17 protein-coding genes and 1 tRNA gene are annotated in these 21,588 nt (G+C 60.6%); 5 read left to right on the top strand and 13 right to left on the bottom strand.

Annotated elements, in window-relative coordinates:
* Window positions 1-16 precede the first annotated feature (16 nt).
* Window positions 17-1,189 (bottom strand): NapC/NirT family cytochrome c, encoded by a 1,173-nt coding sequence (locus ABGM93_RS06390; RefSeq protein ID WP_321504460.1) that lies wholly within the window; start codon window positions 1,187-1,189, stop codon window positions 17-19.
* A 127-nt stretch (window positions 1,190-1,316) separates the two neighbouring features.
* Between ABGM93_RS06390 and ABGM93_RS06385 the strand changes: the two genes are divergently transcribed.
* Window positions 1,317-2,042: a response regulator transcription factor gene (locus tag ABGM93_RS06385; protein WP_321504458.1), complete on the top strand. Its 726-nt coding sequence runs from the start codon at window positions 1,317-1,319 to the stop codon at window positions 2,040-2,042.
* Between the two features lie 37 nt (window positions 2,043-2,079).
* Here ABGM93_RS06385 and ABGM93_RS06380 read toward each other — a convergent pair whose 3' ends face one another.
* The 4 genes from ABGM93_RS06380 to ABGM93_RS06365 form a co-directional block, all read right to left on the bottom strand.
* Entirely contained in the window at window positions 2,080-4,887 is a 2,808-nt protein-coding gene (locus ABGM93_RS06380; protein ID WP_321504456.1) for an ATP-binding protein, read from the bottom strand.
* 8 nt (window positions 4,888-4,895) lie between these two features.
* Window positions 4,896-5,417, bottom strand: coding sequence for a molybdopterin adenylyltransferase (mog, locus tag ABGM93_RS06375; protein WP_321504453.1), 522 nt, complete (start codon window positions 5,415-5,417; stop codon window positions 4,896-4,898).
* 2 nt (window positions 5,418-5,419) lie between these two features.
* Window positions 5,420-6,382 (bottom strand): GTP 3',8-cyclase MoaA, encoded by a 963-nt coding sequence (moaA, locus tag ABGM93_RS06370; RefSeq protein ID WP_321504449.1) that lies wholly within the window; start codon window positions 6,380-6,382, stop codon window positions 5,420-5,422.
* 79 nt (window positions 6,383-6,461) lie between these two features.
* Window positions 6,462-7,007: a DUF2478 domain-containing protein gene (locus tag ABGM93_RS06365; RefSeq protein ID WP_321504447.1), complete on the bottom strand. Its 546-nt coding sequence runs from the start codon at window positions 7,005-7,007 to the stop codon at window positions 6,462-6,464.
* 485 nt (window positions 7,008-7,492) lie between these two features.
* Here ABGM93_RS06365 and ABGM93_RS06360 point away from each other — a divergent pair, with 485 nt between their 5' ends.
* Complete coding sequence (locus ABGM93_RS06360; protein ID WP_321504444.1) at window positions 7,493-8,020, top strand: gamma carbonic anhydrase family protein; 528 nt, start codon at window positions 7,493-7,495, stop codon at window positions 8,018-8,020.
* A gap of 111 nt (window positions 8,021-8,131) precedes the next feature.
* Here ABGM93_RS06360 and ABGM93_RS06355 read toward each other — a convergent pair whose 3' ends face one another.
* From ABGM93_RS06355 to ABGM93_RS06320, 8 genes are all read right to left on the bottom strand, one after another.
* Window positions 8,132-9,319: an OmpA family protein gene (locus ABGM93_RS06355; protein WP_321504443.1), complete on the bottom strand. Its 1,188-nt coding sequence runs from the start codon at window positions 9,317-9,319 to the stop codon at window positions 8,132-8,134.
* Between the two features lie 608 nt (window positions 9,320-9,927).
* The gene (sseA, locus tag ABGM93_RS06350; protein ID WP_321504441.1) at window positions 9,928-10,764 is read right to left on the bottom strand and encodes a 3-mercaptopyruvate sulfurtransferase; all 837 of its coding nucleotides are present in this window, start codon (window positions 10,762-10,764) and stop codon (window positions 9,928-9,930) included.
* A 32-nt stretch (window positions 10,765-10,796) separates the two neighbouring features.
* On the bottom strand, window positions 10,797-11,510 hold the full coding sequence (locus tag ABGM93_RS06345; protein ID WP_321504439.1) for an alanyl-tRNA editing protein: 714 nt from the start codon (window positions 11,508-11,510) through the stop codon (window positions 10,797-10,799).
* A 112-nt stretch (window positions 11,511-11,622) separates the two neighbouring features.
* Entirely contained in the window at window positions 11,623-13,083 is a 1,461-nt protein-coding gene (cls, locus tag ABGM93_RS06340) for a cardiolipin synthase (protein WP_321504433.1), read from the bottom strand.
* A 60-nt stretch (window positions 13,084-13,143) separates the two neighbouring features.
* Complete coding sequence (locus ABGM93_RS06335) at window positions 13,144-14,187, bottom strand: cysteine synthase A (RefSeq protein ID WP_321504431.1); 1,044 nt, start codon at window positions 14,185-14,187, stop codon at window positions 13,144-13,146.
* A 191-nt stretch (window positions 14,188-14,378) separates the two neighbouring features.
* Window positions 14,379-15,830: a deoxyribodipyrimidine photo-lyase gene (locus ABGM93_RS06330; RefSeq protein ID WP_321504429.1), complete on the bottom strand. Its 1,452-nt coding sequence runs from the start codon at window positions 15,828-15,830 to the stop codon at window positions 14,379-14,381.
* Between the two features lie 171 nt (window positions 15,831-16,001).
* Window positions 16,002-16,727 (bottom strand): hypothetical protein, encoded by a 726-nt coding sequence (locus tag ABGM93_RS06325; RefSeq protein WP_321504427.1) that lies wholly within the window; start codon window positions 16,725-16,727, stop codon window positions 16,002-16,004.
* An 804-nt stretch (window positions 16,728-17,531) separates the two neighbouring features.
* The gene (locus tag ABGM93_RS06320) at window positions 17,532-19,211 is read right to left on the bottom strand and encodes a cache domain-containing protein (RefSeq protein ID WP_321504425.1); all 1,680 of its coding nucleotides are present in this window, start codon (window positions 19,209-19,211) and stop codon (window positions 17,532-17,534) included.
* A 376-nt stretch (window positions 19,212-19,587) separates the two neighbouring features.
* On the opposite strand from ABGM93_RS06320, the gene ABGM93_RS06315 reads away from it, so the two are divergent.
* The 3 genes from ABGM93_RS06315 to ABGM93_RS06305 all read left to right on the top strand — a co-directional run bounded on the left by ABGM93_RS06315 (window position 19,588) and on the right by ABGM93_RS06305 (window position 21,556).
* Window positions 19,588-19,664 (top strand) — tRNA-Asp (locus tag ABGM93_RS06315).
* A gap of 957 nt (window positions 19,665-20,621) precedes the next feature.
* The gene (locus ABGM93_RS06310; protein WP_321504421.1) at window positions 20,622-20,987 is read left to right on the top strand and encodes an NADH-quinone oxidoreductase subunit A; all 366 of its coding nucleotides are present in this window, start codon (window positions 20,622-20,624) and stop codon (window positions 20,985-20,987) included.
* Window positions 20,978-21,556 (top strand): NADH-quinone oxidoreductase subunit B family protein, encoded by a 579-nt coding sequence (locus ABGM93_RS06305; RefSeq protein ID WP_321504419.1) that lies wholly within the window; start codon window positions 20,978-20,980, stop codon window positions 21,554-21,556. Before ABGM93_RS06310 ends, ABGM93_RS06305 begins: the two co-directional genes overlap by 10 nt.
* Window positions 21,557-21,588: the final 32 nt, after the last annotated feature.

Raw genomic sequence — 21,588 nt, 5'->3', positions numbered from 1 at the left:
AGGCTCTCTTGATCGATCAGCTTTCCTTCGGCATGTCCTTGGCGTGAAGCTGCAGATAGTTCTGCAGGTAACGAACCTGTTCCTTGTCGAGGGTGGTATAGCCCTTCATGTCCTTGATCACGCCCATCCACTGGTTGGCCAGGAAGTGATCGGGCGCGTGGGCGCTGTGGCATGAGCCGCACGATGCGCTGTAGAGGTCGGCACCGTAGTTCATCAGGCCGGGGCGGTCGGAGGTGAAGGAAGAGGCCTTTGTCCACACGGTGATCGCGCCGTCCTTCCAGACCAGCCCGGTGTCTTCATCGGTCTTGGTTTCGAGGATCTCGGCCTGCTTTGCCATGGCGGGCGTGACGGTGGCCATGAAGAGCCGACGACCCATTTCCTTGACCAGCACGCGCTCCATGCCCTCCTGCATCCAGCCATCGATGCGCACCTCAATGAAGTCGCCGCTGCGTGAAACGACCTCGACTTTGGTGAGCGGAAGGATGTTGCCGGCACCGCGCGCACTGGCGTCGGCGGGCTTTTCCGGCCACAGCGGGGTCGTGCTGATGGCGTAAAGGGTGTCGGCCTTGTTGTTGCTGGGAGCCTCGGCGACGAGATTCGCCAGCAGGGCCTTGTAGCCGCTGGCCATGTCGGGGAGCTTGTGCGCGATGCCCTTGTGGCAATCGATGCAGGTTTCACCCTTGGCGGAGGCGTCCTTCATCATTTTGGACGCTTCCGGGCGCTGGTGTTCGAAGTCCATCGCCTCGTAGGAATGGCAACTACGGCATTCGAGCGAGTTGTTGTCTTCCATGTGGGCCCAGACCCGTTTGGCCAGGCGCAGGCGCTCCTGCTCGTACTTTTCGGGCGTGTTGATCGTACCCCTGATCTCGGCCCACAGGTCGTTCACCGCGAGAACTTTGGCCTTGTACATCGGCCACCCGGCCTTCGGCACATGGCAGTCGGTGCATGTTGCACGGACGCCTGCCGGATTCTTGTAGTGGATCGAGGTTTTGTATTCCTCATAGGCGTTGTCGCTCATCGTGTGGCAGCTGACGCAGAACTCTTCGGTCATTGTCATTTCCAGAACCGAATGGAATCCGACATAGCCCACGACTCCGACCACAATGCCGACCAGGGCAAAGCCACCCGCGCCTACAACCGCAACGGGTCGCCGCATGAACCGGCCAATCGCTTTGATGAGTTTTTTCATATGTTTTCCGACAGTCCATGGTCCGAGAAAAACTTGATTTGGCATGACCCTGTGGGGATGATGTAAAGGGAGATGGTGACGAAATTGAACGAAGCTCGTTAAGTTGTAAACGAAATGAGACAGCCACATGAGACCTGCGCCTGCCAATAACCCACTGGGTATCCGGATTGCGGTGATCGACGATGAGCCGGCTGTTCTGGATGCCCTCAAGACCTATTTCGAAACCGCAGGATTCCAAGTGGTTACGGCGGATAGTGGGGAGACTTACCGACGCCTCGTCGACCTTGAAAAAATCGACCTGTTCCTGCTCGACCTGAAGTTGCCCGATTGCGACGGATTGACGCTAATGCGCGAAATCCGGAATCGTACGGATGCAGCTGTTATCCTTGTCACGGCGCGTAGTGACGAGATTGATCGTGTTGTCGGACTGGAGATGGGGGCAGACGACTACGTAACCAAACCCTTTTCCACGAGGGAACTACTTGCGCGTGTAAACAGTGTACTGAGGCGGACGCGGTTGGAGGCGCGGGTCGAGAAAGCGGGGACGCGCCGCTTTGCTGGATGGACACTGGATCTTGAATCGCACCGACTCACTTCCCCCAAGGGAGAATCAAGCCGGCTGACGCATGGAGAATTCGATCTGCTCGCCGCTTTGACGCGTTATCCGGGCAAGATCATGAGCCGCGATGAGCTCATCGCCTCGGTGACGGACCGCGAATGGAACCCGAACGATCGCACCATCGATGTTCTCATCAGCCGATTGCGGCGCAAGATCGAGCCGGAGCCGGGCAGACCCCAGCTGATCGCCACCGAATATGGCATTGGCTATGTCTTCACCGAACCGGTGACCTGAAACGGCTCCATTGTTCTTTCGCACGGCGCTGAAAGGGTCAGGTGAGGGAAGAGAACTCGCTCAGTTCGCGTTCTGCGCTGACCGCAAAACGCTGCAATTCAGCCTCCAGCATCGCAAGAAGGTCCGCCCCGGCCTTTTCGGCTCCGGCCCGGTCCCCTGCATCCGCTGCCCGTTCCGCGGTTTCTGCCATTCCTGCGATCGTCTGTGCGCCCACCTGGCTCGCGCTTCCCTTGAGCCGGTGCGCGGAGACAGCAATGCCTCTTAGGTCGGCTCGACGCAGCGCCAGTGCCAGTCCGTCGGCCACAAGCGGTGTTTCGGTCAGGTAGAGTTCAACCATCTTGCGCGCCCACTCCACACCGAGATCGCGCGCGTGTTCCGCCAGCATGCTGCCGTGGTCCGTCCCGGGACGAGCGATGTTTTTGCGTGGGAGCAATCCGATGGCGCGCCCCAGCGCCCGATCGAGATCCTCGCGCCGGAAGGGTTTTCCGAGAAACGTGTCGAAGAGATTGTCCGCGTCTGAAAGCCGTTGCTCGGCAGTCAGATCCGCAGTGAGGGCAATAATGGGCACCATGCGGCGCGTCTCGTGGTCGAGTGAGCGAATGCGGCGGGCAGCCTCGATGCCGTCCAGAACCGGCATGGAAAGGTCCATCAAAATCACGTCGAAATCACGATCGGCGGCGGCTTCGAGCGCCGCTTTTCCGTCGGAGACCGTTTGAACCGTGTGGCCGGAACGGGTCAGGATTTCATCGGCGATCATCGCGTTGACGGTGTTATCTTCCGCGATGAGCACATGAAGCCGGGGAATTGGGTTGAAGCCTGTTTCAGCGTCATCGGCTCGCGCATCTTGTCCGTCCAGGGTGAGGGGGATGCGCACTTGGAAAACGGTGCCACCTTCGGGCGGGCAACGGAAATCGATACTCCCGCCCATGAGTTGCAACAGACCCCGGCAGATCGTGAGCCCCAATCCGGAGCCACCCAAGCTGTTGTTGGCCGCTCCCTCCGCCTGAATGAATGGCTCATAGAGTTGGGCCTGACGGGATTGCGGGATTCCCACGCCGGTATCGGTGACGATGAAACATATTTCGGCGGTTCCGGTCGCGTCAGGGTCTTGCGCCTCCATGCGTCGAACCCGCAGCGAGATGCTGCCCGCTTCGGTGAACTTTACTGCGTTGCCAAGCAGGTTAAGGAGCACCTGTGCGATCTTGGCTGGGTCGCCGACGAACCCATCGGGCACGTCGTCATCGATGGTGCAGGTGAACTCCAATCCCTTCTGACGGGCGGCGGGCGCGATGGTTGCTTCCACCACGCCGATCTGTTCCGACAGATGGAATGCGGTGTGCTCAAGCGTGAACTTGCCCGCTTCAAGGCGCGAATAGTCGAGCACGTTATCGACCAGCCGCCGCAAGATACTGGCTGACTTATCAAGCGCTTCGACCCATTGTTTTTGTTCGCGCGCGAGATCGCTCGCGGCGAGAAGCTGCACGGTCCCCAGAATTCCGTTCAGCGGCGTGCGGATCTCGTGGCTGACGGTCGCCAGGAACAACGTCTTGGCGCGGTTGGACGCTCTTGCATGCTTGACGAGATCGTCGCGCAGGACATCGAGGTGGCGGCGCAGTGAATCCGCCTTCAGAACCTTGCGCCGCAGGCTTTCCAGCGTCGCCCCGATCGCACCGGGCTCGTCGTGCGGTCCGGACGTGGGAACGGGGGTCTGGTAATCGCCGCCCTCCAGCCGCTTGATTGCGGATGTGAGGGAGGCCATGGGACGGGAGAAACGGTGGCGCAGAAAGCTCGAAGACAGATAGCTGAATGTCAGCGCGGCGAGCAGAAAAAGCGTCCATGCGCTGCCACTGGCAAGGGCGATCTTCTGATTATAGCTTGCCTGCTGTCGTCCCAGATCCAACGCCATATGGCCGATATCGTTGATGGCGGCGTGGGTGTCGTAGCAGTGGGCAGCCCAGCTTTGCGGCTCCACCCGGCTATGACCACGACCAGCAAGGCCGTTGATCCTTGAATTGATCTTCGCCTGCGCGGCACGCGTCGCCGCTTGTCCCGTTCGCACCGCCTCGCTCAATTGCGGATAGTGGGGAAGGTGGGCTGCGGTCACTGCAATGCGGCGCCATAGCTCTTCATAGGCGCCGATATCGTGGTGCCACAGGTCGCGTTGGGCTTGCGTGAGCGGTTCGTCCCGCGCAATCGCACGGCGGAAGGCAGAGCACTGTCGCGAATAGCGGTCCCGGATCGCGAAGGATAGTTCGCGGATCGTGACAAGTTCGGCAAGGGCGGGCGTGCGGGCATTCAGCTCGGTCCCCACATCCACCGATGTGTCGACATAGCTTCGCGACATTCCATAGATGGCCTGCCGCCAGTCCTCAATCTCTGCGACGTCGCGCAGGCTGCGCGCAAGGGCGGCTTGCGCGCGCACTTTTTCGCTCTCTTTCAGCAGGTCAGCATAAGCCGCCTCAAGCGCAGCCAGATCGTTGGCGTCGCCGGGAAAGTCGTTTCGCTCCACCGCCTGCCTGGCGACTTCGTGGATGCGGCCGACCCTGTGAAGGGCACCCTCAACTGTGGATCGGGCGTCTTCCTCTGCCAGCAAGGCAATCCCGACGGTTCCGATTTCATCGCGGGTTTCCGTGGCTGAAATGAAAAGCGTCCGGTCGAGGGCGACCAGATCCACTGTGCGGCTGGCATTGATGTATTGCCGCCACGAGAGGGCAACGCCGAGCAGTGCTCCGACGACGATAACGACGATCGTCGCGCCGAAAAGCAGCTTGATGCCTTTGGCTACGGATATTCTGTCGATCGTGGGTTTCCGGCGGCTCGCGTCGTGCGGACGGGGGCTGCTCATGCGTGTGCTCAGCCTCCGGGACGGAAGCTGACCACGACATCCGGGTCGGTCTCGATGCGTCCGGCACCGATGAGGTCAAGACAATAGGGGATCGCCGGAAACACGGCATCGAGCGACATGGCGATGGCAGCGGGCTTGCCCGGCAGGTTGAGATAGAAGGTCTTGCCGCGGGTTCCCGCAGTCTGGCGTGACAAGATCGAGGTCGGCGTCTGCCTGAGACCCACCTGGCGCAACAATTCGCCGAAGCCCGGAAGCTCCTTTTCCAGAACCACCTTCATCGCTTCCGGCGTCTGATCGCGCGGGGAGGGGCCAGTGCCCCCCGTGGTCAGCACCATGTCGACCTGCTGGTTGTCCGCCAGATCGATCAGCGCATCGCGCACGACCTCCTCGCCGTCTGGAATGATGATGCGCTCGATCTTACAGGGGCTGGTGATCGCCTTCTCAAGCCAATCTACGATCGCCGGGCCAGATATGTCTTGATAGACGCCCTTGCTTGCGCGGTCGGAAATGGTGACGACGACAATTTTCATTCCTAGCCTCCGAGAACGGACATGTGACGCCCGATGCCGGAAACGGCGTCCGAGGCGACGGAAAGGGAGTGGCGTTCCGGCTTGCGCGCGATGGCGTCGAAGATGACGTCCTCCACCTTTTCATCGCCGCAGGAAGAACGAAGCGCCTCGCGCAAGGGGACGGAGGTGTCCTTGCCCATGCAAGTGTAGAGATCTCCCGTGCAGCTAACCCGCAACCGGTTGCAACTTGCGCAGAAATCGCAGGAAAGCGGTGTGATGAAGCCGAGCCGGCCACCGGTTTCCTCCACCTGCACATAGCGCGCCGGCCCGCCGGTATTTGCCTTCAGGGGCGTCAGTGTCCAGCGGGTTTCGAGGTTCTGTCGCACGCTGTCGAGGGGCAGAAAGCTCGCAGAGCGGTCGTGATGAACATCGCCAAGCGGCATTTCCTCGATCAGCGTGAGGTCAATGCCGCGCTCATGGGTGAAGCGGAGGAGCCCGTCCAGTTCGTTCTCGAATGCACCGCGCATGGCGACGGAATTGATCTTGACCTTCAACCCGGCCTTTTGGGCAGCCTCTATCCCGGCCAGCGCCTTGCGAACGTCGCCGCCACGCGTCAGCGTGCGGTAACGGTCCGGGTCGAGGCTGTCGAGCGAGACGTTGACACGGCGCAGGCCATAATCATGAAGCTGCTGGGCAAAACGCGGCAGTTGCGTACCATTGGTGGTCAGGACCAATTCATCGAGATCGCCGTTGTCGACATGGCGCGACAGCATCTCGAACAGGCACATGATGTTCTTGCGCACGAGCGGTTCTCCGCCCGTGATCCGGATCTTGCGCACACCATGGCGCATGAAGACGGCGGAAAGCCGGTAAAGCTCTTCCAGCGTCAGGAGATCCTTGTGGGAGACGAAGTGCATGTGCTCTGCCATGCAATAGACACAGCGCAGATCGCACCGGTCTGTTACCGACAGTCGGAGATAGGTCATCTTGCGACCGAAACTGTCGGTTAACAGGGGCCGCCTGACGGCATCCCCGGCGGACGGGGGGCGGTGTTCGGGCATGGTGTCATTGTCCCGTGTTCTTAACCGCGATGTTGCGGCACCAGTCGAGGACTGCCTGCGTATCGGCGGGCAGAACGGTCGTGTTCCCTTTGCAATAGGCGGCCCAGTCGGGTTGATATTGTGCTGCGACAGCCGTCAGGATCGGCAATCCGCTCTCGCATGCCTTCTCGAACGCGATGCGCAGGCCTTCGCCCTTGACCTCGATGCCGCCGAAACGGTGGAAGAGGACAAGGTCCGGGCTGGATTTGACGATTTGCAGGGCGCGGGAGGTGATCGCGAACTGGGCGTTCACTTCGCCGAGCGCATGCGGATCGATGCGGCAGCACCGCTCGGGCGCCTCGCTGGAGCGCAGCAGCGTGTATCGCTTGCCCGTCTGAATGTCCTGAACGCTTGTTTTCAAATCATCTGAAGGGTCGTCTCCGGCCCGTTCAATGAACCCGCCAACCGATACGCCGTCCGCCTTGAGCGCGGCGACGACGGCATCGAAGAGGGGTTCGACCGTATTCCGGTCATCAGTGTCGATGGAGGCGATGCGATGATGGCTCGTCACGATATTCGTCCGCTTGGTTGTGATCGTGGGACGCGGGGGGAGGGAGCGGCCCGTATGGATCGGAAGGGGGGAGGGCGGAGGAAATGTGTTTTTCGGTTCGTCCTCTTGCAGGCGTTGCCGCTGGGGACCCGCTCCGTGAGCGTGGCCCGGCGGAGATCATGCGTGGTGGCGTGAAAGCCCATTTGCGGAAACGTGAGGCAGTTTCCGTTTCACTCCCGATTGATTGTCCATCCTATAGTTGCAGAAGGCTATGACTTGCCTCAAGTGATTGTAACGTCACATGCCGTGCTTTTTGACGGAAACAGGTGAACCCCGCGCCAACCCAAGGCATGCTTGCATGCGCGCGACTGTGGGCAACACTGCGACAAATCGCTATTAGGTGTTTCACGTCGCGTGAGACGTGCGCATCTCTGCGCCCGAGCGCGCCGGACGATTGGGAAACGCAGTCGATCCAACCGGGTCGAACATCAATTCGGAGCCAGACAATGCCGCTTTACCGCCTTGATGACGAAACGCCGAAGACCTGCGGGGACGCCTTCTGGGTCGCGCCCGATGCCAATGTTATTGGCAAGGTGGAGCTTGGCCGCGATGTGGGCGTGTGGTTCGGCGTAACGCTTCGCGGCGATAACGAGTTGATCCGCATCGGTGCGCGCACCAACATCCAGGAACTGACCGTGATGCACACGGATCCAGGTTTCCCGGTGACGATCGGCGAAGGCTGCACCATTGGGCATCGCGCGATCATTCATGGCTGTACCATCGGCGACAACACGCTTGTTGGCATGGGGGCCATCGTGCTGAACGGCGCCAAGATCGGAAAGAACTGCCTGATCGGCGCAGGCGCACTCGTCGCGGAGGGCAAGGAGATCCCTGATGGCAGTCTGGTGGTCGGAATGCCGGGCAAGGTCATCCGCACACTGGACGAGCAGGCCATCGAAGGCTTGCGCAAATCCGCCGACCGCTATGTCGCAAACGCGAAGCGCTATGCGACGGGGCTTGGGGCGCTGGGCTGAAACCCGGTTCAATAGCTCCAGCAAGGCGCAATCGTTGCGAGGGAAGAAAAAAGGGCCGCGGATGGATGCCGCGGCCCTCGTTGATTCGTGTTCGGCCTCGTCGTCCGCCGCTCAGCGCCCGCCATCCAGAAGCGGGGTGATCCGGCGCACGGTCACACGTCGGTTCAGCGGTTCGCGTTCCAGCGTGTCGATCTTCAGATAAGCCTCGCCATAGCCTTGGGTGACGAGGTTCTCCGGCGGAATGCCGAAATACTCTGTCAGTGCGATGGCGACCGACTCCGCCCGCGCATCGGAAAGGCGCAGGTTGTAGTCGTAGGAACCCGGCGCATCCGTATGCCCCTCGATGAGGAACACATCTGACGGGTTGTCGCGAATCTCGTCCGCAATCGTGTCGCCGATCACCTCCAGCCTGTCGTACTGGGTGGCGGGAATGGCGGCTGAGTTGAACGCAAAGGTCAGGCTGAGGTCCACACGCCGCATCTTGGCCCGCAGGCGTTCGTTGCGGCGGATCTCCGAAAGAGAATAGGGGCGCTCGACGGGTTCAACCGGACGTGCGCGCAAGGCTTCCTTCACAAGGGGCCTTCGACCGATGTCTCCTTCCACGATATAGCGATCGCGCGGGATATCGAGATAAAGCGGGCGGAAGTCCAGCGGACGATGGTCGCGGCGCGCGCGCGTGTTGTCGATCAGCACGACTTCACGACCATCCGGCATCCGACGGATCCGGCGGACTATCTCCCCATCGCGGTCGCGCACCGTGATCACGGAGACGCCGTTGGGTCTTTGTACGACAACGCGTGTGCGGCCGTTGGAGAGCTTCTGCACCGTCCTGTTTGCACGGTCGCGCCCGAAACGGTCATCATCGCGCGAGCGAACGGTGATGTCCCCGTCCTTGCGAATGATCACGCGACCATCGAGGCCCGGGATCGGCAAAGAAAACTCAAGCTCGCCGCCGCGGTCGGGACGCGGGCGTTCGCGCCGACGCTCCGCACGGGGGCGGTCATCGCGACGGGGATCATTGCGCCGGGCATCATCTCCGCGATCACCCGGTCGCGGCCTGGGGCGGGCATCCGGGCGGCGCTCGGTGCGGGGACGCTCCGTTTCCGGGCGGTCTCGGCGGGGGCGCTCGGTGCGCGGCGTTTCGCGGTTCGGTTTCGGCTCCGCCTTGTTGTGGTCATCGGGACGCTGGCGAGGCCGTTCCGCGGGGGTCTCGCGCGGACGATCGCGCTCCGCCCGGGGCGGCTTGCGATCGGTGTTGCCTTGCTGCTGCCGCTTCTTGCGCTCTTCCGCCTGACGCAAAAGGTCACGTGCGCGCGGCGTCAGGAGTTTCTCCCCGGCGTTGGGCTGTGGGGTGTTGGGCTGTGGCTTCGCCCTTTCCTGTGGCTTGGCTGGGTTTCGTGGCTGGGACTTTTCCTGCGGTCTGGGCTGGGTCTTCGGCTGGGTTCGTTCTTGAGGCGCGGCTCTCTTCTCCGGTTTTGCATCATTCTGAGGCTTGGGCGGATTCGTGCTTTGGGATTTGCATGGGGGAAGCTCCGGAAATCTGGAACAATCCACGATCAACCCGCCCGGGGATGCCTGAGCCAGCAGGATCGATTGGTCGACGTTTTGATCTGCCAAGGCCATGCGCGGCGTCGCGAGGCCGATTGCCAGCAACGTGCCCAACAGGACCTTGTTTGAGATGAAGGGAGATAAGGGCGTCATTGTTCCTCCGGCGGTATGTCGTCTTTCGCAGTCGCGGTACGCTGTCTTCCGAGACTGCGATCTGCCTTCCCTAGAGATTTGAAGGCCCACAATGAGGTGGAAACCGGGCGGCAGCCGAAATTGTTCCGTCAAAATGCGGATCATCATGAAAAAGCCCCCGAAAGCGGTTCGCTTCGGGGGCCTCGAAAACTGGTCATTCTGTGCCGTCAGGAAAGCACGGGCGTATCCGTGCGCCCACCCCATTCGGTCCATGATCCGTCATAGACGGAAACATGGCGAGCGCCGATCTCATCCAGCGCGAGAGCCAGAATGGCTGCTGTCACGCCGGTGCCGCAGGTCGTTATGACGGGGCGGGCTGGATCGATCCCCGCTTCTCGAAAGACCGCTTCCAGCTCCGCATTCGGCTTCATGCAGCACGTATCGTCCAGCAGGCTTGTAAAGGGAACGCAGACACTTCCGGGCATGTGGCCGCCTCGGATGCCCTCGCGAGGCTCCGGCGCCTCGGCATTGAAGCGGGCAAGGGCACGGGCGTCAGCGATCTGGTGTTCCTCCTTGATAGCCCGACGCATGTCATCCAGATCACGCACGGCGGCGTGGTTCAGGCGCGCGGTGAAATGGCGCTCCGGGCGCGTCTCCAGTCCGCTTGCGAGCGGATAGCCATGCGCCTTCCACTTGGGTAGCCCGCCTTCCAGAACGTAGACATGTTCTGCCCCCATGGCCTTGAACATCCACCAGGCGCGGGCGGCGGAGTAAAGCCCTGCGCTGTCATAGACGACAACGGTCTGACCGTCGCCAATGCCCATGCGGCGCATCATCGATGAGAACGCGACGGGGGAGGGCAACATGTGCGGCAAGTCGCTGTCAGTATCGGCAATCGCATCGATGTCGAAATACAGGGCACCGGGAATATGCTCCTCGCGATACTCCGCGAAGGTGTCACAGACTTGGCCTACCTTCTGCATGGAAGCGTCCAGCACAACAACGTCGGGGGCGTTGAGATGAGCCTCAAGCCATTCGGCAGAGATGAAATTTCGGCGCTTCATGAGGAGATGATCCAGTAACGGTTCGAGGAAGGCTAGTCGTCCAGACGGATCCGGATACGGCGATTGAGGCGGCCTTTCTTCTCGATCTTGGTGATCGTCACAAGGCCAATTTCCTGCGTCGATTTCACATGGGTTCCGCCGCAGGGCTGGAGGTCGAAATTTTCGCCGATCCTGACGAGCCTAACAAGCCCTGAACCGCGCGGCGGAGAAACGCTCATCGACTTTATCAGATCCGGATTGGCGTCGAGTTCCTCATCGGTAATCCACTCCGTGGTGATCGCGTGGTCCTGGTTGACCGCGTCCATGATCGCTGCGAGCACGGATTCGCGCTCCGGCGGCTCTTCCACGTTCAGATCGATCCTGCTTTCCTGATCCCCGATCTGGGCGCCCGTGATTTTTGTTTTCATGACCGCGCAGATGACGTGAAGTGCGGTGTGCATCCGCATATGTCGGTAACGGCGTGCCCAATCGATGTGGGCCACGACCGGTTCGCCTACCTGCGGCAACGGACCTTCCCCCGCCGGGACGTGGATGATCTGTTCCTTGCCTTCGGCAAATACAGTTGCGCCGATGGCGATGCGCGACCCGTCCTCCCGTTCGATCTCGCCCGTATCCCCCGGCTGCCCGCCGCCGGTTGCAAAGAAGACAGTGCGATCGAGCAGGAGGCCGCCACGTTCGTTGATACCGGTGACGCGCGCCTCACAGCTGCGCAGATAGGAATCGTCGCGAAAAAGGTGTTTGGTCATGGAAACCGCCAATTTGGCTTGTGTGCTGTCAGGACGCGAAGCCTAAAACAGACGTTGGGGAAATTGGAAGTGGCCGAAGGTCCCAAAAGGGGGGGGCGGGTGGCCTCGACCATCAAAGCAGCGGTGCAAACAACCGGGCCAGACGGCTGGCCACGCCGCGCCAAAGCGGACGGGCCCGGTAGTCAGCCAGTCGCTTTTCATCGCTATGGGCGAAATCATTCTCCAGCATGTTTGTCACGAAGCTGGTCGTGCCGGGGTCAGTCAGCCACAAGGTGACCTCGAAATTGATGTGGAAGGAGCGATTGTCGAAATTGACCGTGCCGATGCTCGCAAGGTCGTCATCCACCAGCATCACCTTCTGATGGAGAAAGCCCTCGCGGAAATAGTAGGTCGCCACTCCCTGGGCGGCCATCATTTCCGCAAAGCACTCATTCGCGAGTCCGACAATCCAGCGGTCGGGGTTTTTGGGCAGAAGAAGCCGCACATCCACACCGCGCAGGACAGCCGCCGCAAGGGCGGTCTGGATATCTTCCCCGGGCACGAAATAGGGGCTGACGATCCAGAGCCGGTGCCGCGCGCGTCCGATGGCCTCGGTGAAGGCGATGGCGCAGGTATCGATCGTGTCGGCCGGACCTGAGGGCATCACCAGAACGGGCTCGCCATCGTCCAGCGGTTCCGGATGAGGCCATTCTATCGGCAGATTGCCACCGGTTGCCCAGTGCCAGTCCTCGGCAAAGGAAATCTGGGCGGCCTGCGCCGCCGGACCATCGACCCGCACATGGGTATCGCGCCAGTGGTTGAATTTCGGCGAGAGGCCGAGATATTCGTTGCCCATGTTGAGCCCGCCGATCCAGGCGCGCCGCCCATCGGCGATGACGATCTTGCGGTGGTTGCGGAAATTGATGCGGAAGGGCCTGAGAAACGGAAACATCGGACGAGAACGATTGAAGCCGCTGACCTTGACGCCCGCCTTCACAAGCCGCGCCAGAAACCGTCGCGAAAGCCCTGCCGACCCGATGTCGTCATAGATCAGCAGAACGGTCAGACCGGCCTTAGCCTTCTCTATCAGGAGGTCGGCGAGCCGGTTGCCGATTTCGTCGTCGCGGATGATGTAGAATTGCGCAAGGACATAGCTTTCCGCCGCGCGGATGCCGGCAAAGATCGATTCATACGTCGCCCGCCCATCTACGAGTACTTCGACCTCATTGCCGCCCAGAAATGGCAGCGGCGACAGATTGACCAGCAACGGCCAGGCTTCTGAGGCTTCTTCGGCGCGGTGTATCACCCGCAGGGCGCTGTCGGATTGTGTGTCGTGGGGCTGGCTGTCGGCATCGTTGCGACCACCTCGGCGGCGCAGGCGGACATAGTCGTCAAAACGCTTCCAACCAAAGGCGAGATAGAGAAAAACCGTCACATAGGGAAAGAAGAACAGCGACAGCAGCCACCCGATGGAGCCTTGGGAGCTCCGTCCGTACAGAAGCTCGCGCACGGAGCACACGGCGGCGGCTGTGTAGAAGATGCCGACGAGCACGAGCGGGATGACCAAATCAACCTGCGCTATCAACGCCGTCATGTGTCTGCCTGCCTGTGACTTCAAGGGCGTTGCCGAGGCAAGCCTCCGAGTGGCGGCCGCCTATTCGATGGGAACCGAAATATCGACCTTTCGTTCCATCCATAACGGTATGGGCAGGTTCTTGGAACGCAAGAACGCCGGGTTGAACAATTTCGACTGGTAGCGCGTACCGTAGTCGCACAGAATCGTAACGATGGTGTGGCCGGGACCCATGTCCTTCGCCATGCGGACCGCGCCGGCGATATTGACGCCTGAGGAGCCGCCAAGGCACAGGCCTTCGTGCTCGAGCATCTGGAACACTTCCGGCAGGGCTTCCTCGTCGGGGATCTGATAGGCGACATCCACCGGAGCGCCTTCCAGATTGGCCGTGATGCGACCCTGGCCGATGCCTTCGGTGATGGAGGAGCCTTCGGAACGCAGCTCGCCGGTCGTGTAATAGCTGTAAAGTGCCGCCCCCATCGGATCGGCAAGGCCGATGCGCACGTCCTTGTTGCGCTCCTTCAAGGCCAGACCCACACCGGCAAGGGTTCCGCCCGAGCCGGCCGCGCAGATGAAACCATCGACCTTGCCTGCGGTCTGCTCCCAGATTTCCGGACCGGTGGTCTCGATATGGGCGCGCCTGTTGGCGACATTGTCGAACTGGTTCGCCCAGACCGCGCCGCTCGGCTCGGTTTTCGCAAGCTGCGCGGCAAGGCGTCCGGAGACCTTCACGTAATTGTTGGGGTTCTTGTAGGGTGCGGCCGGCACTTCAACGAGCGTCGCCCCGGCCAGGCGCAGCATGTCCTTCTTTTCCTGCGACTGTGTTTCAGGAATAACGATCACCGAACGATAGCCTAGGGCATTGCCCACAAGTGCGATGCCGATGCCGGTATTGCCGGCGGTTCCTTCCACGATCACTCCGCCTGGGCGCAGCAAGCCGCGTTCCTCCGCATCGCGGATAATGGAGAGCGCCGCACGATCCTTCACCGACTGTCCCGGATTGAGGAACTCCGCCTTGCCGAGAATTTCACATCCGGTGATCTCGGACGCGCGTTTGAGACGGATGAGCGGCGTGTTGCCGATGGCCTCGATAACGGAGGGCGCGATTGCGGGTCGAAGGGTCATGGATGCCTGACTTTTGTGGCTGACTGGAGAGCCGGATTTCCGGCTTCGGCTTTTGCGAAGTGGAGCCACAAGCTAAGGCGCGTGTTGCCCCCCATCAAGGAAACCGGTTTTTAGACAAGGCCGCCATTTGGAAAAATTCATGGCGGTGACGCTGCGAAATATAGCAAGTCTTTGCGTGCTGGCCCTGCGTGTCAAGGCGCATCGCGCTTCATGGTCTCGTAGGTCGCTAGCGCGCGTTTGCGGGCTGCGCCATGATCGACGACTGGTTGAGGATAGGTCTCGCCAAGCCGTATCTGCGCTTCTGCGAGCATTCTTGCTGGTGCTTCCCACGGCTTGTGAAGCCAGCGCTTGTCCAGCCTTTCAAGCTCCGGCACCCAATGGCGTACATAGGCGCCGTCAGGATCGAACTTTTCGCCCTGGAGCACGGGGTTGAAGATGCGAAAATAGGGCGCCGCATCCGCCCCGCATCCCGCCACCCATTGCCAGCCGGCAGGATTGTTTGCCGGATCCGCGTCAACAAGCGTATCCCAGAACCAGCGCTCCCCCTCCCGCCAGTCGATCAGCAGGTGCTTTGTGAGAAAAGAAGCGGTGATCATGCGAACGCGGTTGTGCATCCAGCCGGTCGCCCAGAGCTCCCGCATGCCCGCATCCACGATCGGATAGCCAGTTTGGCCCTTTTGCCATGCTTCCAAACCCCGACTGTCGCTCGCCCAGTCGAAATGATCGAAGGCAGAGTTGAAATTGCGGGTCGCGAGGTCCGGATGGTCGCAAAGCAGGTGGTGGCAGAATTCGCGCCATCCCACTTCGGAGAGAAACTTCTCTGCATCGGCCTCCGGCGCCTCTTTTGCGTGCATCGCCGCGCCTACGCGGTACCAGATTTCGCGCACCGATATCTCGCCGAAACGCAGGGAAGGCGAGAGCAACGACGTTGCCGCGCTGGCAGGAAAATCCCGCCCTGCGCCATAGTCGCGGATCGCTCCCTCCATGAAGGCGTCGAGCCGGCGGCGCGCATTCGCTTCACCGGGCGTCCAGGCTTGCGCGAGGCCGCTGGCCCAGTTGGGCCTTGTCGGTCGCAATGCCCAGTCGTCCAGATTGTCGCTCTCGAACGCTCCGCGCCAGCCCATGATCTCTTCCGGCACGGGCAGGGGGCTTTCGGGCGTCATCTGCCGGGCGGCACGCCAGAAAGGCGTGAAGACCCGATAAGGCCCCCCGGATCCAGTGCGCACAGAACCGGGTTCAAACAGCATATTGGCAGGAAAATGCCGCGCATCGACCCCCTCATCCTTCAATGGGGCCGCTAGGATCTCGTCCTTCTCGCGGGAACAGGCCCCGGGGCGCCTGTTCCACGATACCGCGCATGCACCGACACTGTGTGCAAGCGCGGGAAGCGTGGCATGGGCGCTTCCGCGCAGAAGCGACAGCGGTACGCCGCGCGACGCGAGATCTCGCCCCAGTGATTCCAGGGAGCCGTGAAGCCACCAGAGCGCTGCGGCGCCGGGCTGGCGGCGCAACGCATCTTCCGGTTCGAGAAGATAGAGCGCCAGAACGGGAGCGCCGGAACGGGCGGCGTGGAAGAGCGCGGGATTGTCCGCGAGGCGCAGATCGTCGCGAAACCAGACGATATGCGGTCGGGAAACGGTCATGGACGGATGCTCATCGGCTGGCGGGGCAACAAGTGGCCTCATCCCGATCTAGGGACCGGCGGGGCTGTTTCAACGCCTGCTTGGCAAAGGAAGGGTCCCTTTGAAGAGCGAGGCAAAAAAGAGCGGTTGGCAAGATGCCAACCGCCCTGCAAGGCCAGGTGCCGAAATCGGTCAGGCCGCGACGACGTCGTACAGCCAGCGAAAGGCATAGCGCACATTGTCGGCCGCGCTCGACACATACGCCACAATTGCGGTCCATACGCGCTCGCTGAACTTTGCCACCGCAACAAGGGCCGTGTCTTCCTTGTCGGGCTTTGCACCAGTCGTGGCGTTTTCCTGGAAGAACTCCACGGTCGCTGCGTGATCGGCGTCATTTACCACACGGCGCGTTACGACGAGATTGGCGTCGGTTGCGATCCGGTCGGTGTCCGCCTTTGCGTAGCGTGTGCCGTCGGGCAAGGCGCGCACAACTATGGCGCGGCCGTCCGGCAACAGGTGAGTCTCGTTCTTCTTCACTTCCGAATCGTAGATGACTTCGCCGTAGGAATCGATCAGCTCCACCCAAACGGTCTTGCGACCCTGAAGCTCCACTTCACCGACCCATATATCCATGTCACCGCTTGTGTTGGCAGGCTTGCCGTCATAACCGGCAATCCGTGCAACCGTGACGGCGAGGCGGTCTCCCCGGCCCGATGAATTGGTAATGCCGTCGACAATCGTCGAGGTTTCCATCCCTTCAACCGAGGCATTGACCAGCGGCTGGGGGAGTTTTGATTGCGCGTACGCCTTCGATGCGATCAGGCCGCCCGTAAGCATCGGTGCGACGAGAGCCGCAACTACAAGGGTTCGGCCGGATAGCAGCCGATATGAACGTTCTGTTTTCCGCTTCCCATTCATGACTGCCTCCCGAGGCAATGCGCGGGATCGCCGCGCGCGCTGGTCGTGTCCTCTGTCGGGACATCGACCGGGCAAGGCAAACACGAAATCCGTCCTGTCGAACTTCATGTTGCTGTCAACGAGTTTGGCTTCTGGAGCCATCTCGTTATGTGACCTACGTCATGAAAATCGCTTTTGGCCGGTTCTGGTTCCCAAAAAAACCGGTGAAACCGATAATCGAGACGCCGCTGACGGGGTTGAGGTCACAGTTTTCGACGTCGGACCCATCTTCGCACTGATCGGTTGGGACACAGTGAAGTCGGTCATTTTCTTTTATATCAAATATTGGACTGTTAATAAATCGCGCCGGATGCAAGGTGAAACAATCGTGAAGTCTCGTGAGAATCGTAGCGGAAAGGCAGGCAATACGGTGGTTATATAGGTAGTATTACCTAAATCGACATGCGGAAAAACAGGGGAGCGGAGTATCCGTCTATTGCAGTGGCGACTTGCGTCGTTAAACGCAAATGACCTTCACGTCATCCGTCGCAACTGATCCGCCCTCCGGCTGATCTCGTTGCATCGCTTCCCGCACTGCGCCGATTGCGATGTCGGAAAGAGGGGGTATGGCCAGCCAGGGCGGTTTTGCATGCGCAGTTCATCCGAGGCGGGTGCTGGTGGGCCTCCCGGCTCGGAGCCCGGCTGGCTGGTCCAAACCGCGCTGCGTGATCCTGTTGCAAAAATAGATAGGGCCGCCGCAACTGGTGTTGCGGCGGCCCTATCAGTTTGTCGCTCTTTTGAGCGGCGATGTCGGTCTTTCGGCCCTTAGGCCGCGGCGACGCGCGACAGGAAGCGCGTGATGCGCTCGCTGAGGTTGCTCGTGCTGGAGGAGACCTGACCAGAGGCGTCGAGCACCAGTTCGGCGGTGCGCGAGGTGTCGGTGGCGGTCGTGGTCAGCTGGACCATGTTGTCGCTCGCCTGACGGGTGCCATTGGCTGCCGCCTGAACGTTGACGGAGATTTCTTCCGTCGCGACGCCCTGCTGCTCCACCGCACCGGCAATCGCCGTGGTGTAGCCGTTGACCTCTTCCATGATGGAGGCGATTTCCTCGATGACGTCGACCATCTCCTTGGTCGAGCCCTGGATCGCACCGACATGGGCAGAGATTTCCTCGGTTGCCTTGGAGGTCTGGTTGGCCAGCTCCTTGACTTCCGCAGCCACGACCGCGAAGCCCTTGCCAGCTTCACCGGCGCGCGCTGCCTCGATGGTGGCGTTGAGCGCAAGAAGGTTGGTCTGCTCGGCGATCGCCTGAATGAGGACGACGACTTCGCCGATCTTCTGCGCGGCCTCGTCAAGGCTTGCGACCTTGGCGTTGGACTGCTTGGCGCTGGTCGTCGCCTTGGTGACGACCTGGTTGCTCTGAGAGACCTGGCGGGTGATCTCGCCGATGGACGCGGCCAGTTCCTCTGCAGCCGAAGCCACGGTCTGGACGTTCTGGCTGGCCTGCTGCGAAGCACCGGAAGCTTCGCTTGCGCTGGCTTCGGTGTGCTCGGCGTTGGCGCGCAGCGACTTGGCAGCCTCGTCCATGCGACCGGAGTTCTCGCCAAGGACGAGCATTGCGGCCTCGACGTCGGTCTTGAACTCGGTAATCAGCGCTTCGATCTGGTTCTGGCGCTCCTGACGGGCGATCTGCTCTTCTTTGCTCTGGCCCTCAAGGCGACGGCGCTCAAGAGCATTGTTGCGGAACACTTCGACCGCACGGCTCATTTCGCCGATCTCGTCGGCGCGGTTCACGCCTTCCACTTCGAGATCGAGGTTGTTTTCTGCGATCAAGGCCATCTGCTGGTTCAGGGCGCGGATGGGAAGGGCCAGCGAACGAGCGATAAACACAGCGAAGACCAGCGCGCCAAGCATGAAGACAAGGGTCAGGCCCGCGCTGTTAATCGCCTGCTGGCGGAACGTGGCTTCCTTGTGGCTCATCAGGATGCCGGAGCCGAAGATCCAGTCCCAGGGGGCATAGCGCGTGACGTAGGACGTCTTTTCGAGGAAGTTGCCGTTCTTGTCCTGGTGGCCGTAGTCAACGTATCCGCCGCCTTTGTTCACGGCGGTGTTGATGAACTCGCGCACCAGATAGCGGCCGGACGTGTCGCGAACATCATAGCGGCTCGCGTTGAGCTTGTAGGTCGGGTGAACAACTGTATTGCCGTCCGACTGGTAGACGAAGACGTAGTTCTTCCCGTCGAAGCGCATGGCGCTGATCGCGGCATGGGCGCGTTTTTGGGCCTCCTCGACCGTCATTTCGCCGGCCTTGGCGCGCCGATCGTAATCGGCGGCGATGCTCTTGGCGTTTTCGACCACGGAGCGGATTTCGCCCCGCGAAAATTCATCGAGGTTCGTGTAGAGGGCGTAAAGCTGATAGCCGAGCATGGCTACGAAGCACATACTGAAGAAGAAGACGAGGCCGTACAGCTTCCCAGAGAGCGATTTGAGGAATTTGAAGGACATATTTTGCTCCAGGTGGACGACACGGTTAGGTGCACGTGAATAGGCTTTTCCTACAGTGGTTTGTTTAAGGAAGTATTGCGGATGAAATTGCTTGGCAGGGGTGTGTTCGGAGCGAGAACGTGGCCGTACAAATTGTTTGTCGGCTTGTACGGTCCGTATTTTCGCGCTGAGGTTGGAGGTGGCGATGCTGGGGCTTCGGGTGCGTTTTTGTTTTCCACAGGTGTGATTGGCCAAAAGCCGAAGGAAAATGCGCTCGCTTCACGGTCTCGTCGGTAGAAAAAGAAAATTGCCCACAGAACCCTTTTGAGAGTGGTTGACTTCCAAAGCGGGGCGCCGTAAACAACGCCCACTTCGCAGCGGCCAGCCGCTCCGAAACGCGGGTGTAGCTCAGTTGGTTAGAGTGCCGGCCTGTCACGCCGGAGGTCGCGGGTTCGAGCCCCGTCACTCGCGCCACTTCCCACCAGGATCCTCGGATCCCGAATGAAAAGGGAAGTGGCGCGGCGCCCCGCGCGCCGTCTTGATACCCCCCCATTCCCTAAATCTTCACAGGCTTCTTCGCGCGTTTTGCTCCAGAGCGAAATGGGTTCGCTTTGCCGTGTTGTTCAGCGCAGGCGCGACTCTGTTTGTACGGATTTTTGTGATTCTGGTGCGACAATTTGTGCCGGACGTTTTATTGTTCTATTTCGTCTGCGAACCTCCGGATGTGTGCTCGGTCTGTCCATCGGCGCAGCTGGCCCGCTTTCCGGTGCTCCAGGCAGCTACGTGTGAGTGAGTCGTCGGGGTCTCAATTCCTGTTGGCAGGGGGAGGGCGTTCCGGCGTTGGGCCTGTCGGGTTCCTTTTGACGTGATGTGGGTCGTTGCGCCCGGCTCCTGAGTCTCGCTTTCGCGTTTTTGATATGAAGCAAAGCGTCATTGCTGGAAGTGACAAATGCTGTTGGATGATCGTTGCCGGCGGGACGAGGCGTAACGTAGAGTACGCATATGTCAAATCCTGGAAGATAGGCTATTGCCCGGTTTCGACGGCAAGGGAAAACATGACCAATCTGCTCCGCTTTGGCGTGGGCGGAGGGGATTACTGCGTCTGTTGCAGTAGGGACGGCTGAACGCGTTGCCGGCTAGCGGTTTAACACGCCGGGTTGAAAAACTAAATTTGGCTTCAAGCCCGTAATTCTGCGGCTGGCGCGGCCTGGAGCGCGCGCGTTACAGTTCGCTGGCGCCCATGTTCCGTTGATGGGGGCTTGCCACGTTCGGATCAGTGGGCTAAGCGAAGGACACGCCCCGGTCGTGCTGCCCTTTTTCGGGAGGTGGTTCGGAATGCCGACGGAGCGTGGGGCGGGCCCTCCACCCGTCATGTATCTCCATTCCGAGTCCGCGCGGGACAACCGAACCGCCGCGCAAGGATGATCGATCATGGAAGATCTTTTGAAAGACTACGTGCCGATCGTTGTCTTTATCGGGATCGCGCTCGTCATTGGACTGAGCCTGCTCATCTCGCCTTTCTTGCTCGCCTACAAAAGCCCGGACGCGGAAAAGAACTCTGCCTATGAATGTGGCTTCAACGCGTTCGATGATGCGCGCATGAAGTTCGACATTCGATTCTATCTGGTGTCCATCCTCTTCATCATCTTCGACCTTGAGGTCGCGTTCCTGTTCCCCTGGGCGATCAGCTTTGGCAAACTCGGCTGGTTTGGCTTCGTTTCGATGATGGTATTCCTCGGGGTGCTCACGGTCGGCTTCATCTATGAATGGAAGAAGGGAGCTCTGGAATGGGATTGACCCCATCCAATACCCTTGTGGCGCAGCAGCCGAAGGGCATTATTGACCCGAATACCGGCAAGCCGGTCGGTTCGAACGATCCGTTTTTCCTGGAGATGAATGACGAGCTTGCCGATAAGGGCTTTCTTGTCACCTCGACGGACAACCTCATCCAGTGGGCGCGTACCGGCTCGCTGATGTGGATGACATTTGGTCTTGCCTGCTGCGCGATCGAAATGATGCAGCTTTCCATGCCGCGCTATGACGTGGAGCGGTTCGGCTTCGCGCCGCGAGCCAGCCCGCGCCAGTCCGACGTGATGATCGTCGCAGGGACACTGACCAACAAGATGGCGCCAGCGCTGCGCAAGGTCTATGACCAGATGCCGGAGCCGCGCTACGTCATCTCCATGGGCTCCTGCGCCAATGGCGGCGGCTACTATCACTATTCCTATTCGGTTGTTCGTGGGTGCGATCGGGTCGTTCCGGTCGACATCTATGTCCCCGGATGTCCTCCGACCGCTGAAGCCCTGCTTTATGGTGTTCTCCTTCTTCAAAAGAAGATACGCCGCACAGGCACAATCGAACGATAATCCCTTATCGACCACGCACAGGTTCCAGACAC

The organism is Breoghania sp., from assembly GCF_963674635.1.
GTDB lineage: Bacteria > Pseudomonadota > Alphaproteobacteria > Rhizobiales > Stappiaceae > Breoghania.
This window is presented reverse-complemented; position numbering and strand designations above follow the sequence as displayed.

What these genes read in the sequence shown, in the direction of transcription:
- ABGM93_RS06335 (WP_321504431.1), bottom strand. Translation starts at nt 14,187, where the DNA reads ATGACCCTTCGACCCGCAATCGCGCCCTCCGTTATCGAGGCCATCGGC.
- ABGM93_RS06390 (WP_321504460.1), bottom strand. Translation starts at nt 1,189, where the DNA reads ATGAAAAAACTCATCAAAGCGATTGGCCGGTTCATGCGGCGACCCGTT.
- ABGM93_RS06320 (WP_321504425.1), bottom strand. Translation starts at nt 19,211, where the DNA reads ATGTCCTTCAAATTCCTCAAATCGCTCTCTGGGAAGCTGTACGGCCTC.
- ABGM93_RS06385 (WP_321504458.1), top strand. Translation starts at nt 1,317, where the DNA reads ATGAGACCTGCGCCTGCCAATAACCCACTGGGTATCCGGATTGCGGTG.
- ABGM93_RS06305 (WP_321504419.1), top strand. Translation starts at nt 20,978, where the DNA reads ATGGGATTGACCCCATCCAATACCCTTGTGGCGCAGCAGCCGAAGGGC.
- ABGM93_RS06360 (WP_321504444.1), top strand. Translation starts at nt 7,493, where the DNA reads ATGCCGCTTTACCGCCTTGATGACGAAACGCCGAAGACCTGCGGGGAC.
- ABGM93_RS06325 (WP_321504427.1), bottom strand. Translation starts at nt 16,727, where the DNA reads ATGAATGGGAAGCGGAAAACAGAACGTTCATATCGGCTGCTATCCGGC.
- mog (WP_321504453.1), bottom strand. Translation starts at nt 5,417, where the DNA reads ATGAAAATTGTCGTCGTCACCATTTCCGACCGCGCAAGCAAGGGCGTC.
- cls (WP_321504433.1), bottom strand. Translation starts at nt 13,083, where the DNA reads ATGACGGCGTTGATAGCGCAGGTTGATTTGGTCATCCCGCTCGTGCTC.
- sseA (WP_321504441.1), bottom strand. Translation starts at nt 10,764, where the DNA reads ATGAAGCGCCGAAATTTCATCTCTGCCGAATGGCTTGAGGCTCATCTC.
- ABGM93_RS06345 (WP_321504439.1), bottom strand. Translation starts at nt 11,510, where the DNA reads ATGACCAAACACCTTTTTCGCGACGATTCCTATCTGCGCAGCTGTGAG.
- ABGM93_RS06330 (WP_321504429.1), bottom strand. Translation starts at nt 15,830, where the DNA reads ATGACCGTTTCCCGACCGCATATCGTCTGGTTTCGCGACGATCTGCGC.
- ABGM93_RS06380 (WP_321504456.1), bottom strand. Translation starts at nt 4,887, where the DNA reads ATGAGCAGCCCCCGTCCGCACGACGCGAGCCGCCGGAAACCCACGATC.
- ABGM93_RS06310 (WP_321504421.1), top strand. Translation starts at nt 20,622, where the DNA reads ATGGAAGATCTTTTGAAAGACTACGTGCCGATCGTTGTCTTTATCGGG.
- moaA (WP_321504449.1), bottom strand. Translation starts at nt 6,382, where the DNA reads ATGACCTATCTCCGACTGTCGGTAACAGACCGGTGCGATCTGCGCTGT.